Annotated in this window: 9 protein-coding genes and 1 riboswitch; of the genes, 7 read left to right on the plus strand and 2 right to left on the minus strand. The window is 54.0% G+C overall.

Annotated elements, in window-relative coordinates; genetic code table 11:
- Positions 1-190: 190 nt before the first annotated feature.
- The 4 genes from sgrR to thiQ all read left to right on the plus strand — a co-directional run bounded on the left by sgrR (position 191) and on the right by thiQ (position 5,368).
- A complete protein-coding gene (sgrR, locus tag GA565_RS21845; RefSeq protein ID WP_152200795.1) occupies positions 191-1,852 on the plus strand; it encodes an HTH-type transcriptional regulator SgrR in 1,662 nt (553 codons plus the stop codon).
- 39 nt (positions 1,853-1,891) lie between these two features.
- A riboswitch (TPP riboswitch) is annotated at positions 1,892-2,014 on the plus strand.
- A gap of 81 nt (positions 2,015-2,095) precedes the next feature.
- Positions 2,096-3,082: a thiamine ABC transporter substrate binding subunit gene (gene thiB, locus GA565_RS21850; RefSeq protein WP_152200797.1), complete on the plus strand. Its 987-nt coding sequence runs from the start codon at positions 2,096-2,098 to the stop codon at positions 3,080-3,082.
- Positions 3,058-4,668: a thiamine/thiamine pyrophosphate ABC transporter permease ThiP gene (thiP, locus tag GA565_RS21855; protein ID WP_152200799.1), complete on the plus strand. Its 1,611-nt coding sequence runs from the start codon at positions 3,058-3,060 to the stop codon at positions 4,666-4,668. Before thiB ends, thiP begins: the two co-directional genes overlap by 25 nt.
- Positions 4,652-5,368 (plus strand): thiamine ABC transporter ATP-binding protein ThiQ, encoded by a 717-nt coding sequence (thiQ, locus tag GA565_RS21860; RefSeq protein ID WP_152200801.1) that lies wholly within the window; start codon positions 4,652-4,654, stop codon positions 5,366-5,368. Before thiP ends, thiQ begins: the two co-directional genes overlap by 17 nt.
- Here the strand turns inward: thiQ and GA565_RS21865 are convergent.
- Positions 5,358-6,125: a DedA family protein gene (locus GA565_RS21865; RefSeq protein ID WP_152200803.1), complete on the minus strand. Its 768-nt coding sequence runs from the start codon at positions 6,123-6,125 to the stop codon at positions 5,358-5,360. The genes thiQ and GA565_RS21865 overlap by 11 nt on opposite strands.
- A 378-nt stretch (positions 6,126-6,503) precedes the next feature.
- On the opposite strand from GA565_RS21865, the gene GA565_RS21870 reads away from it, so the two are divergent.
- From GA565_RS21870 to rluA, 3 genes are all read left to right on the plus strand, one after another.
- Positions 6,504-8,885: a DNA polymerase II gene (locus GA565_RS21870; RefSeq protein WP_152200804.1), complete on the plus strand. Its 2,382-nt coding sequence runs from the start codon at positions 6,504-6,506 to the stop codon at positions 8,883-8,885.
- 194 nt (positions 8,886-9,079) lie between these two features.
- A complete protein-coding gene (gene rapA, locus GA565_RS21875; protein ID WP_152200806.1) occupies positions 9,080-11,977 on the plus strand; it encodes an RNA polymerase-associated protein RapA in 2,898 nt (965 codons plus the stop codon).
- Complete coding sequence (gene rluA / locus GA565_RS21880) at positions 11,974-12,660, plus strand: bifunctional tRNA pseudouridine(32) synthase/23S rRNA pseudouridine(746) synthase RluA (protein ID WP_152200808.1); 687 nt, start codon at positions 11,974-11,976, stop codon at positions 12,658-12,660. The genes rapA and rluA overlap by 4 nt, the downstream gene beginning before the upstream one ends.
- A gap of 92 nt (positions 12,661-12,752) precedes the next feature.
- Here rluA and djlA read toward each other — a convergent pair whose 3' ends face one another.
- The gene (gene djlA / locus GA565_RS21885; protein ID WP_152200809.1) at positions 12,753-13,571 is read right to left on the minus strand and encodes a co-chaperone DjlA; all 819 of its coding nucleotides are present in this window, start codon (positions 13,569-13,571) and stop codon (positions 12,753-12,755) included.
- Positions 13,572-13,649: the final 78 nt, after the last annotated feature.

Genomic DNA, 13,649 nt, shown 5'->3' on the forward strand with positions numbered 1-13,649 from the left:
AAAACCAGTGAGTGACCTCACTGGCTGGTGACATTTCACCATTACTCAGAAAATTGTTGAGCCTACGTGACGCTGAACATTCGCATTGAAGACCGGGGCATCACCGCACAGGACTCTTGGTTGATGAAGATTATCCGCGTAATATGAGGAAAGATAAATTGATGAGTTTTCCCAGCGGAGTTCCTCTTTTATGTCATCGACTCGCCTGCAACAACAGTTCCTTCGTTTATGGCAGTTTTGTCACGGTGAACCCACCGAGACCACATTGCAAACCCTGTGCGAGGTGGTTAACTGCTCGCGCAGACACATGCGATCGCTGCTCAAGACTATGCAGCAAGAAGGCTGGATAAACTGGGAGGCAGAGGTTGGTCGAGGCAAAAGGTCGCGACTGACTTTTCTTTTTACCGGTCTGGCAGTGCAGCGACTGCGGGCCGAGGAGTTGATTGATCAAGACCGCGTAGACCAACTGGTGCAACTGGTGGGTGATAAAACCGTGGTGCGCCAAATGCTGCTATCACAACTGGGCCGCCGCTTTCGTCAGGGTAAACACATCCTGCGTGTGCTCTACTATCGCTCCCTGCCCAACCTGTTGCCCGGCACTATGCTGCGGCGCTCCGAAACGCATTTAGCCAGGCAAATATTCAGCGGACTCGTGGGCATAAATGAGGAAAATGGGGAACTGCGTGGAGACATCGCCCATCACTGGCAGACTATGTCTCCGCTCCACTGGCGATTTTACCTTCGTCCGGCGATTCATTTTCACCACGGCAGGGAGCTGGAAATGGCCGACATTATCAGCACCTTTGCGCGCCTTGAAAGTCATCCGCTGTTTACCCATATTTCCCGCGTTGAATCGCTGACGCCCAATGTTATCGATATTCATCTTCACACGCCGGACAACTGGTTGCCTTGGCTATTGGGCAGTGTGCATGCGCTTATTTTGCCGCAGGAATGGCAGTCACTGGGAGATTTTGCGCGCCATCCAATTGGCACCGGCCCCTATGCGGTGGTGCAAAATCAGCAAACGCAGCTAAAAATACGCGCCTTCGATGACTACTTTGGCTATCGCGCACTGCTCGATGAGGTCAATATCTGGGTATTGCCAGAGCTGACGGAAGAGTTGGTTCACTCTGGCGTACAGTTGCAGGCCGACGATACGGCAAACGATGAGCTTGAAAGTCGGCTCGAAGAGGGCTGCTACTTTGTGCTGTTTGACCAGCGTTCGGCAGCCGGTAGCCACTCGGCGCTGTGCGAATGGCTGCGCGAAATGTTCAACCCGATTGCCTTGCTCAATGCCTCGGCCCCGGCTTATCAACGCTATTGGTCACCGGCCTATGGTCTGTTGCCCCGCTGGCACCATCGCCGTCCGCAGATACAGCGGCCAAAGCCTGTCGATATTACCGAGCTGACTATCACCTTTTATAGCGATCACTCCGAATATCAGGACATCTGCCAGGCCATGGCGCCGCTGCTTGCCGAACATGATGTTAAACTGAATGTGCAGGTCGTGGACTACGCCAGTTGGCACAGGGGCGATGCCGAGAGTGATATCTGGCTGGGCAGCGCCAACTTTACGCTGCCCATAGAATTTTCTCTGTTTGCCACACTGTTTGAGTTGCCACTGATGCAGTTTTGTTTGGGCGACAGGCTACAAGAAGCGGCCCACAGCTGGCGAGCGGGCGAGCTTGCGCTGGCAGAATGGACCCACCAGTTGGTCAATGAAGGGCATATTCATCCGCTGTTTCACCACTGGTTGTTACTGCAGGGACAGCGGAGCATGCGCGGTGTGAGAATGAACACACTGGGCTGGTTTGACTTTAAATCTGCCTGGTTTGCGCCCCCCGAGGCATAAACCTGCTTTCAACCCTGTCACATAATCTCTACAATAGCGCCGTTCTCAACGGGGTGCTGAATGACTTGATGCGCAATACGGCAAAAAGTGACGAGGCTGAGAAAAAACCCGTCGAACCTGATCCGGTTAATACCGGCGAAGGGATTTGAGAGTGCATTTTGCTGACTCAAAGTCCTTTGCCACGCCTGTTCTTTTCACAGTAAAAGTTCTTTTTACTTTTGAAGGTAAAAGATGGAGTGCAAAGTGTTTAAAAAATTACTGCCCTGCCTGCTGATTGTTTCTGCCCCGGCGCTGGCCGCCAAGCCCATTCTGACAGTTTACACCTATGACTCTTTCTCGGCCGATTGGGGCCCTGGCCCGGCGATTAAAAAAGCGTTTGAAGCCGACTGCGGTTGTGAACTGAAATATGTACCGCTCGAAGACGGCGTGTCTCTGCTTAATCGCCTGCGTATGGAAGGGAAAAACAGCCAAGCCGACGTTGTTGTCGGTCTGGACAATAATCTGCTGCAGGCTGCAGAACAAACGGGCCTGTTCGCCAAACCCGCAGTTGATAAAACTACTCTGGATATTCCCGGCGGCTGGAACGACAGCACCTTCGTGCCTTATGACTACGGCTATTTCGCCTTCGTTTATAACAAAGACAAACTGAAAAATCCGCCGAAAAGCCTGCAAGAGTTGGTCGATAGCCCGCAGCCGTGGAAAATCATATATGAAGACCCCCGCACCAGCACGCCGGGTCTAGGCCTGCTGTTATGGATGCAGAAAGTCTACGGCGATAAAGCCCCGGAAGCTTGGCAAAAACTGGCCAAAAAGACCGTTACCGTCACCAAAGGATGGAGCGAAGCCTACGGCCTGTTCCTCAAAGGCGAGAGCGATTTGGTATTGAGCTATACCACCTCGCCGGCGTATCACATTATCGAAGAGAAAAAGGACAATTATGCGGCGGCCAACTTCAGCGAAGGTCACTACATGCAAGTTGAAGTCGCCGGGCAGCTCGCCGCCAGCAAACACCCGCAGTTGGCCGCTAAGTTTATGAAATTTGTCACCAGCCCGGGCTTCCAAAATGCGATCCCGACCGGCAACTGGATGTATCCGGTGGTAAAAACCCCGTTGCCAGCCGGATACGACACCCTCACTGTCCCGGCAATTTCACTGCAGTACAGTGCTAAAACCGTGGCAGAAAATCGCAGTAAATGGATCCAGGCATGGCAGAACGCCGTCAGCCACTGATCCCGTCCTGGCTTTGGCCAGGCGCTATAGCCGGACTGATTATCCTGCTGGTTGCCGGTTTGGCACTGGGATCGCTACTGCGCCACGCGCCGGAACTCTCGGTACAGTCGCTCTGGCAGGATAGTTATTTGTGGCACGTTATTCGTTTCACCTTTTGGCAGGCGCTGCTGTCGGCACTGTGCTCTGTACTGCCGGCCATTCTGTTGGCCCGAAGCCTTTATCGTCGACGCTTTCCCGGCCGGCAATGGCTATTGAGGCTTTGCGCCATGACGTTGGTACTGCCGGTATTGGTGGCAGTATTTGGTATTCTTAGCGTGTATGGCCGTGAAGGCTGGCTCGCCGAGATGTGCGCCATGATCGGGCTGCAATACCGTTTTTCACCCTATGGCCTGCAGGGTATTGTGCTCGCTCACGTATTTTTCAATCTGCCGCTGGCTTCGCGCCTGCTCCTGCAATCGCTTGAAAATGTGGCCATTGAGCAGCGTCAAATTGCCGCACAGCTGGGCATGAACGGCTGGCAACAGTTCCGATTTGTCGAATGGCCAGCTCTCAGAAGGCAAATTTTGCCCGCTGCGGCGCTGATTTTCATGCTGTGTTTTGCCAGTTTTGCTACTGTATTGTCCCTCGGCGGCGGCCCTAAGGCCACGACCATTGAGTTAGCGATTTATCAGGCACTCAGCTACGACTATGATCTTGGACGCGCGGCCCTGCTGGCCCTTATCCAGCTTTTTTGCTGTCTGGGACTGGTGCTGCTTAGCCAAAAGCTCAGTCAGGCTTTACCCGTGGGCAACACGCACGCGCAGCGCTGGCGTGACCCTGCCGACTCCGCTTTTCGCCAAGTGTGCGACACGGTTCTGATTATCCTCGCGTTGCTCCTTATTGTGCCGCCGCTGCTGGCGGTGATTGTCGGTGGCTTCAATCACAGCCTGCTCGACGTCCTGCATCAGCAGGCGCTTTGGCAGTCGCTGTGGATGTCGCTGCGTTTGGCGGCGGGCAGCGGGATGCTTTGCCTGCTGCTGGCCATGATGCTGCTGTGGAGCAGCCGCGAACTGCGCCTGCGTCAGCATGCTAGTTGGGGTCAGGGATTGGAACTTTCCGGGATGCTAATTTTGGCGATGCCCGGCATCGTGCTCGCCACCGGCTTCTTTTTATTGCTCAACGACAGCGTCGGGTTGCCGCAATCGCCGTGGCCGCTGGTGATCCTGACTAACGCACTGATGGCGGTTCCCTACGCGCTGAAAGTGCTTGAAAACCCGATGCGCGACGTGGCAGAACGCTATACCCAGCTGTGTCTTTCGCTTGATATGCGCGGCTGGAATCGGCTGCGGTGGATTGAATTCAGCGCGCTTAAACGCCCAATGACGCAGGCATTGGCGTTTGCCTGCGTGCTGTCGCTGGGTGATTTTGGCGTTATTGCCCTGTTTGGTAACGAAAGTTTCCGCACCTTGCCTTTCTATCTCTATCAGCAAATGGGGTCTTACCGTACGCAACAGGGGGCGGTGACCGCCATGCTGCTGCTGATACTTTGCTTCCTGCTGTTTACCCTCATCGAAAGATTACCGGGCCGCCATGCTGACACTCAATAAAGTCACCTATCTGTACGAAAATTTACCGATGCGCTTCGATTTACACGTTGCTGCCGGTGAGCGAGTTGCCATTCTCGGTCCCAGCGGCGCGGGTAAAAGTACCCTGCTCAGTCTGTTAGCCGGTTTTCTTTCACCAGGGCTCGGTAAAATCGAGCTAAATCATCAGGATCATACCCACACCCCACCTGCCAAGCGGCCTGTCTCGATGCTGTTTCAGGAAAATAACCTGTTTTCGCATTTAACAGTGCGTCAAAACATGGGGCTAGGACTGCATCCGGGTCTGAAACTTAGCGCGGAGCAAAAGCTGAAGCTGCAGGAACTCGCCCAGCAGGTCGGTCTGGAAGCATGTCTGGATCGTCTGCCGTCACAGCTGTCTGGCGGCCAGCGTCAGCGCGTGGCACTCGCTCGCTGCCTGCTGCGTAGCCAACCGATTTTGCTGCTCGATGAGCCTTTTTCCGCGCTGGATCCAGCACTGCGCAACGAGATGCTTGCGCTGCTCAACGATGTCTGCCATCAGCGGCAACTCACGTTGCTGATGGTGTCGCACAATCTTGACGACGCGGCGCGCATCGCCGAAAGAACGCTGCTGGTGGTGGATGGCCGTATTTACTACGACGGCCCCACTCAGGCATTGATTGACGCCACTGCACCGGAAGCAGAAATATTGGGGATAGCTAAGGCAATGCGGGTTAGCGGGTAATGACCTTAAAGAGCAGGTGCGCATAAATCGGCATCAGCGGCTGTTTGCTCAGCATAAAAATACTCATCAGCGTAGCGGAAATACTCAATACGCTAACCCAGCGCAAACGCGCCAGCGGTAACCAGGCAGAAACGGCGTCGGTGCTGGCCTTGCCTGAACGCACCCAGCGCCACACCAGCCAGGCGCTCATCCAGATAAGCACCACGGTAATAAATAGCGTCCACTTAAACACCGTGCTGCTGTGACTATGAGGAATATCGATGGCCACGCCGGCGAGAATGCCCGGTAAAAAGTACACCGGTGGCCAGGTAATGCAGCCGACAATGTTCGGTGGGGCAAATTTTAACGGCGGTAGATTTAACATGCCCGCCACCAGTGGAACCAATGGCCGCGTAGGCCCAATAAAACGCCCCAGGATAACCGTTGCAAAGCTGTGGCGCTCAAGGGCATAACCCGTTTTATCGAGCAGCGCCTGATAGCGTTTCAGAAACGACCAATTATGCAACGGCCCTTTAAACCCACGTCCGATAAAGTACGACACCCAGTCGCCTAGAAAACAACCCAAACCCGCAGCTAACCAAGCTTCATACAGGCCCACTTGGCCACTGCCAATCAGCGTACCCAAGGTTGCCATCATGACCGTGCCGGGCAATAGCAATCCTACCAGTGCCAATGACTCGAAAAATGCCACAACGGAAACAATAATTAGAGCAAAACCGACTGACTGAGCGACTAAATGTTGTAGATAGGCTTCCATAAAATTCCAGAGTTAAGATACGCATCAGGCGTACAGCAAACCTTTTATTACTTCATGTAGTTCAAGGCTGAAGACTGTCGATTCACAACAGGTGGATGACTCTCTGCGCAGGTTCCCAGACAGTTTACCCGACACAGCTTAAGCCAAAATGAAAGAGGCTGAATTGTCGGTAAATGGTAAAGGCGAGTCAACCCAGTAATTGTATGTTCATTTATTCCCTCGCGAAGTTCTTTCAGCAGACCACTTATTTATCCGCGAGAACTGTATAAATAACCATGCTATATTTAACATCTGTTTCGCACTACTCCGCCTGCGTTTTCAGCCGCAGTCCGAGGCAATAATTCGTTATTTATCGAGGCCGTTATCAACCACGCTACTGTGCCAAACCATCAGCCAACGCCACCACGCACGGGCTTTGTTCTCACGCGACACTGGCGAGATACGCCGCGCGGTACGGAGGTTGAATTCTGGTTAGCGACCGATGACGGCCCGCAAAAAGTCAGACTTCCCCCTCAAGAGTCGGTAGCCTTTTTAGCAGCAGAACAACAAGATAGCGCGCAAAAACTGCTACAGACAGAAAAAGGCTACAGCCTTCGCCCCCTGCCTCTGAAAGATTTTCGCCTGCGCCCGATCTTGGGCCTTTATTGCAAAGGGCATCGCCAACTGATGCGCATCGAGAAGATATTAAAAGACAGCGGCATCGCCCTTTATGAGGCCGATATTCGCCCTCCAGAGCGGTTCCTGATGGAGCGTTTCATTACTGCACCGGTCTGGTTTAGCGGAACACCCTCTGCCGACGGCACCCTGCTGAATGTTAGAATGAAGGCCGCCGAAGACTATCGGCCCAGTCTTAAACTCTGCTCACTGGATATCGAAACCAGCGGCAATGGCGAGCTTTACTGCATCGGACTTGAAGGCTGCGGCCAGCGCCACGTCTACATGCTTGGCCCGCCAAACGGCGTGCCAGACAGCCACGGAGACTTCATTCTTGAGTACGTTGAAAGCCGCCCTATGCTGCTGCAAAAGCTCAATGACTGGCTGGCACAGCATGACCCTGATGCAATCATTGGCTGGAACGTCGTGCAGTTTGATCTGCGCGTTTTACAAAAACACGCCGAGCGCTACAAGATTCCGCTGCGCTTTGGTCGCGATGGCACTGCGCTTGAGTGGCGTGAACACGGCTTCAAGCAGGGGCACTTTTTTGCACAAGCCACCGGACGCTTAATCATAGACGGCATTGAAGCATTAAAATCTGCGACCTGGAACTTCCCCTCTTTTAGTCTGGAATACGTCTCGCAAAGTTTGCTCGGTGAGGGCAAAGCTATTGACAACCCCTACCATCGTCTGGCAGAAATTGAGCAACGATTTCGAGAGGACAAGCCTGCCCTTGCCCGCTACAACCTCAAAGACTGCGAGCTGGTCACGCGAGTATTTGCAAAAACGGAGCTACTTTCATTCTTGTTAGAGCGCGCCTCGGTGACCGGTTTGGCTGCCGATCGCAGCGGCGGTTCGGTGGCGGCATTTACCCATCTCTATCTGCCGCGCATGCACCGCATCGGCTACGTGGCGCCGAATATGGGCGAACGGCCGGAAGAAAACAGTCCGGGCGGATTTGTGATGGACTCTCGCCCCGGGCTATACGATTCAGTGCTGGTGCTTGACTATAAAAGCCTGTACCCGTCGATAATCCGCACCTTTTTAATCGATCCCGTGGGGTTAATAACCGGTCTGGACCAGCCTGACGACGCGCATTCTATACCTGGCTTTCGCGAGGCGCGTTTTTCACGCACTCAACACTGCCTGCCGGAAATTGTCCGCCAGATCTGGCAGGGGCGAGAAGTGGCCAAAAAGCAGAAAAATCACCCGCTCTCCCAGGCGCTTAAAATTATCATGAATGCCCTTTACGGGGTGTTAGGCACCAGCAGCTGCCGCTTTTTTGACTCGCGCCTTGCTTCATCAATAACCCTGCGTGGTCACGCTATCATGCAGCAAACCCGCACGCTGATTGAGGAGGAAGGTTATCAGGTAATTTATGGTGATACCGACTCGACCTTTGTCTGGCTCAACCGCGCCCACGCGGCAGAAGAGGCCGACGAAATCGGCAAACGCCTGGTTATGAAGGTCAATCAGTGGTGGAAGACGCATCTTGAACGGGAAATGGGCCTCGAAAGCGCGCTTGAACTGGAGTTTGAAACACACTATCAGCGCTTTTTGATGCCGACGATCCGTGGTTCAGAGCTGGGCAGTAAAAAGCGCTATGCCGGCCTGGTGAAAGACGCAAAAGGCGAGCACATTGTTTATAAAGGGCTGGAGGCCGTACGTACCGACTGGACGCCGCTGGCCCAAACTTTTCAGCAGGCGTTGTATGAGCGAATATTCCACCAGCAGCCTTATAAGGAGTATATTCGCGACTATGTCGCCAGCACCCTAAACGGCGAGTTTGACGACCAACTGGTGTATCGTAAGCGACTGCGTCGCCGTCTGAGTGAATACGAACGCAACGTGCCGCCCCACGTGCGCGCAGCGCGCCTGGCGGACGAATACAATCAGGCAAACGGCCGCCCAATGCAGTACCAGAACGGCGGGTGGATAAGCTATGTTATGACCACCTCGGGACCGGAGCCGCTTGAGAATCGCCGTTCCCCTATTGATTACGATCATTATATCGAGAAGCAACTCGAGCCGGTTGCTGACGGCATTTTGCCCTTCCTGCAGGACGATTTTGCTACACTGATAACGGGACAAATGGGATTGTTTTAACCAGAAGGCGCAATGACAGGTGACGAACGGCCTACCATCAATTAACATAGCGCCCTTTCCCATTTCTTATCTACTCTCACACATTTAAAGACTCCACGCCTTTTGGGCGGGGAAAGAAAAGCTATTACCCAACGTTTAAGAACTGAATAGAAAGGGCACTTCAGCCCAATAGACACAAAGCACAGAGAGACATTATGCCCTTTACACTTGGTCAACGCTGGATAAGCGACACGGAAAGCGAATTAGGTTTAGGTACGATTGTCGCGGTAGACGCGCGCATGGTGACTGTGCTTTTCCCCGCTACCGGTGAAAACCGCCTGTATGCCAGAAATGATTCCCCTATCACCCGTGTGATGTTTAACCCGGGTGATACCATCAGTTGTCATGAGGGATGGCAGCTGAAAGTTGAAGAAGTCGTTGAGGACAAAGGTCTGCTCACTTACGTGGGTATTCGTCTGGACACCGAGGAAGAAGGTGTCGCGATGCGTGAGGTTCTGCTCGACAGTAAGCTGACCTTCAGTAAACCCCAAGATCGTCTGTTCGCCGGACAAATCGACCGTATGGACCGTTTTGCGCTGCGTTTTCGCGCACGCAAATACCAGCGTGAACAATTCCGCCTCGAGTTTGGCGGTCTGCGCGGTATGCGCGCCAGCCTGATCCCACACCAATTACATATCGCTTATGAAGTGGGTCAACGCCATGCGCCTCGCGTACTGCTGGCAGACGAAGTCGGCCTGGGTAAAACCATTGAAGCCGGCATGATTATCCACCAGCAACTGCTTTCGGGTCGCGCCGAGCGCGTGCTGATCGTGGTGCCAGAAACCTTGCAACACCAGTGGCTGGTCGAAATGATGCGCCGCTTCAACCTGCATTTTTCGCTGTTTGATGACGACCGTTACGCCGAATCGCGCCACGACGCCACCAACCCGTTTGAATCTGAACAGCTGGTTATCTGTTCGCTGGACTTCGTTCGCCGCAACAAACAGCGCCTTGAAGAGCTGACCGAAGCCGAATGGGACATGCTGGTAGTTGATGAAGCCCATCACCTGGTGTGGAGTGAAGAGGCCCCAAGCCGCGAATACATGGTGATTGAGCAGCTTGCACAGACAATTCCAAGCGTACTGCTGCTGACGGCAACGCCCGAGCAGCTCGGTCAGGAAAGCCACTTTGCCCGCCTGCGCTTGCTGGACCCGGATCGTTTCCACGATTACGAAGAGTTCATCGAAGAACAGCAGCAATACCAGCCGGTCGCCGATGCAGTCACACTGCTGCTCAACAAACAGCCGCTAACCCCCGAGGCGCTGGCCCTGCTGGGTGAAAGCGTGGGCAATGCCGACGTTGACGCCCTGCTCACCGCCGCCAATAAAGGTGACGAAGACGCCGCCAAAAAACTGGTCGCGATGCTAATGGACCGCCACGGCACCAGCCGCGTGCTGTTCCGTAACACCCGTAACGGCGTGAAGGGCTTCCCAGCGCGTCATTTGCAGTCAATAAAATTACCGTTGCCGACGCAGTATCAAACCGCTATCAAGGTTTCCGGCATCATGGGCAGTAAGAAAACTGAAGAAGCCCGCGCGCTGGACATGCTTTACCCGGAGCAGATTTATCAGGAATTTGAAGGCGATAACGCGACCTGGTGGAACTTTGATCCCCGCGTTGAGTGGCTGTTGGGCTACCTGACAGCCAACCGCGACAAAAAGGTGCTGGTTATCTGCGCCAAAGCCGCCACGGCGCTGCAGCTTGAGCAGGTGCTGCGCGAGCGTGAAGCCATTCGTGCCGCCGTATTCCACGAAGGGCTGTCAATTATTGAACGCGACCGCGCAGCGGCCTATTTTGCTTCTGAAGAAAACGGTGCACAGGTTCTGCTGTGTTCTGAAATCGGCTCCGAAGGCCGCAACTTCCAGTTTGCCAGCAAGATGGTAATGTTCGACTTGCCGTTTAACCCAGACCTGCTCGAGCAGCGTATTGGCCGTCTGGACCGTATCGGCCAGCTAAACGACATCGAGATCATGGTGCCTTATCTGGAGCAAACCGCTCAGGCTATTCTGCTGCGCTGGTTCCACGAAGGCCTGGACGCGTTTGAACACACCTGCCCAACCGGTCGCACCATTTATGACGGCAGCTATCAGCAACTGATCGGTTTCCTGGCTACGCCAGCCGAGCAGGATGGGCTAGACGCCTTTATTCTTGCCTGCCGCGAGCAGCACGATGCTCTGAAGCAGCAGCTAGAACAGGGCCGTGACCGCCTGCTAGAAATGCACTCTAACGGCGGCGAACCGGCTCAGGCACTGGCCACCGCGATTGGCGAGCAGGACAACGACGTTAATCTGGTAAACTTTGCGCTCAATCTGTTTGATATTGTAGGCATTAATCAGGAAGATCGCAGCGATAACCTGATTATCCTGACGCCGTCAGATCATATGCTGGTGCCTGATTTCCCGGGTCTGCCACAGGACGGATGCACCGTGACCTTTGACCGTGAGCAGGCGCTGTCGCGTGAAGATGCGCAGTTTATCAGCTGGGAACATCCGATTATCCGCAACGGTCTGGACCTGATCCTCTCCGGCGATACCGGCAGTTGCGCGGTGTCTATTTTGAAAAACAAAGCCCTGCCGGTTGGCACGCTGCTGGCCGAGCTGCTGTACGTTGTTGAGTGCCAGGCACCTAAACACCTACAACTGACGCGCTTCCTGCCGCCAACGCCGGTACGCATGCTGATGGACCGTAAAGGCACCAATCTGGCAGCACAGGTCGAGTTTGAAAGCTTCAACCGCCAGTTGAATGCCATCAATCGCCACAATTCCAGCAAACTGGTCAACGCCGTACAGCAAGACGTTCACGCCATGCTGCAACAGGCTGAGCCGCTGGTGGCCGTTGAAGCCCAGGCGCTGATTGCCGCCGCCAAGATTGAGGCCGACCTGCAGCTAACGCTTGAGTTAGAACGTTTGAAAGCGTTAAAAGAAGTGAACCCAAACATTCGTGACGACGAGCTTGAGTCGATTGAATCGAATCGCCAGCAGGTTCTGAGCAGCCTTAACGAGGCGAACTGGCGTTTAGATGCCATTCGTCTGGTGGTGGTAAGCCATCAATGATAACGCCACCGCCGTCAAATATTCTGCCACTTGAAGACTATCATCCCGCGACCGATCCTTGGTTGCGGGTCCTGTTTCAGGATGAACATCTGATGGTGGTGAACAAGCCCAGCGGACTGCTTTCGGTCCCTGGCAAAGCGGCCGAACACCACGACAGTCTGATGACGCGCATCCAACGCGATTTTCCAATCGCCGAATCGGTGCATCGCCTCGACCTCTCAACCAGCGGTGTGATTGCCGTGGCGCTGACCAAAGAGGCGGAACGCGAGTTAAAACGTCAGTTTCGCGAGCGGGAAACCAAGAAAGCCTATATTGCACGAGTGTGGGGGCACATGGAGGAGGACTACGGTATTATCGATTTGCCGTTGATCTGCGACTATCCCAATCGCCCGAAGCAAAAGGTGTGTCATGAGACCGGCAAAAAGGCGCTGACTCAGTATGAGGTGCTGTCGTGGGATGAAGACGGCACCACGCGAGTGAAGCTGCGTCCGGTTACTGGGCGTTCGCACCAGCTGCGCGTTCATCTTCTCGCCCTCGGCCATCCGATTCTGGGTGACAAGTTTTATGCGCCCCCAGAGGCGCTCGCAATGGCGCCTCGCCTGCAGCTGCATGCGCAGGAGTTATCAATTTATCACCCGATAACCGATGTGCCGATGACGTTTAGTTGCGATCCCGATTTCTGACTGTTTGGAATGACGCAAAAAAAAACGCCGCGAGTTTTGCTCACGGCGTTTTTGTTTTTTATTCAAACCCGATTAAAGCTAAAGCGGAAGGTCTATTTAAAGCCTTTCTCTCGCTTGATCAGGTCATAGGCTGACTGGATCGACTGCGCTTTCTGCTTGGCCATTTCCATCATCTCTGGCGGCAAGCCTTTCGCCACTAGCTTGTCAGGATGGTGTTCGCTCATCAGCTTGCGGTAGGCGCGCTTAATAGTGGTGGCATCGTCAGTAGGCTCAACGCCCAATACCTTGCAGGCATCGGCCATCGTTGGCCCCTGCGAACTGCGCTGGTAGCCGCCGTAGGCGTGTTCGCCCTGCTGATTACCGCCAAACTGCTGACCGCCCTCCATCATAGAGAGGAACTGATCAAACTGATGGCGAGAGATGCCCAGCTCTTCTGCTATGACATAAAGCACCTGCCGCTCGTTAGGATGCAGTGAACCGTCGGCATAGGCCGCCTGGATCTGAATCTCTAAAAACGTGCGGATCAGGTCAAAACGCCCAAAGCAGACGCTGCGAAACTCGCGCATTTTTTCGCGAAGCGGATAATTACCGCCTTTACCGGTGCGAAATGCCTGCTGCGCCGCCTCTCGTTGCTCGCCGTGCAGCCGCATACGCTCCATGAAAAGGCTGGCTATTTGTATATCGGCCTCAGTCACTCTCCCTTTTGATTTGGTTAAATGTCCCATCACCTCGAAGGTGGTGCGGAAAAAAATTGTTTGTCTTGTCTGCTGATCGGAGAAAAAACCACGTCTTTTAACAGCCCGCGCCTTGTCTACCATGTGGCCGACCAACAACCCTAATACGATTCCCCAGAAGCCTGTACCGGACATTAAGCCCAATATAAGTCCGAGCAGCTTTCCCCAATACTGCATATACTCCTCAATTCACAATGCCGTCGTGTAAGAATTGCTTTATCATAACCGGCATTTACCGTTGTGCCTAACGGCGAC

This window comes from Rouxiella sp. S1S-2, assembly GCF_009208105.1.
Taxonomy (GTDB): Bacteria; Pseudomonadota; Gammaproteobacteria; order Enterobacterales; family Enterobacteriaceae; genus Rouxiella.

Bases quoted from the DNA above. Each gene is read 5' to 3' on its own strand.
- rapA (WP_152200806.1), top strand. From the start codon at position 9,080: ATGCCCTTTACACTTGGTCAACGCTGGATAAGCGACACGGAAAGCGAA.
- GA565_RS21865 (WP_152200803.1), bottom strand. From the start codon at position 6,125: ATGGAAGCCTATCTACAACATTTAGTCGCTCAGTCAGTCGGTTTTGCT.
- thiQ (WP_152200801.1), top strand. From the start codon at position 4,652: ATGCTGACACTCAATAAAGTCACCTATCTGTACGAAAATTTACCGATG.
- rluA (WP_152200808.1), top strand. From the start codon at position 11,974: ATGATAACGCCACCGCCGTCAAATATTCTGCCACTTGAAGACTATCAT.
- thiP (WP_152200799.1), top strand. From the start codon at position 3,058: ATGGCAGAACGCCGTCAGCCACTGATCCCGTCCTGGCTTTGGCCAGGC.
- sgrR (WP_152200795.1), top strand. From the start codon at position 191: ATGTCATCGACTCGCCTGCAACAACAGTTCCTTCGTTTATGGCAGTTT.
- djlA (WP_152200809.1), bottom strand. From the start codon at position 13,571: ATGCAGTATTGGGGAAAGCTGCTCGGACTTATATTGGGCTTAATGTCC.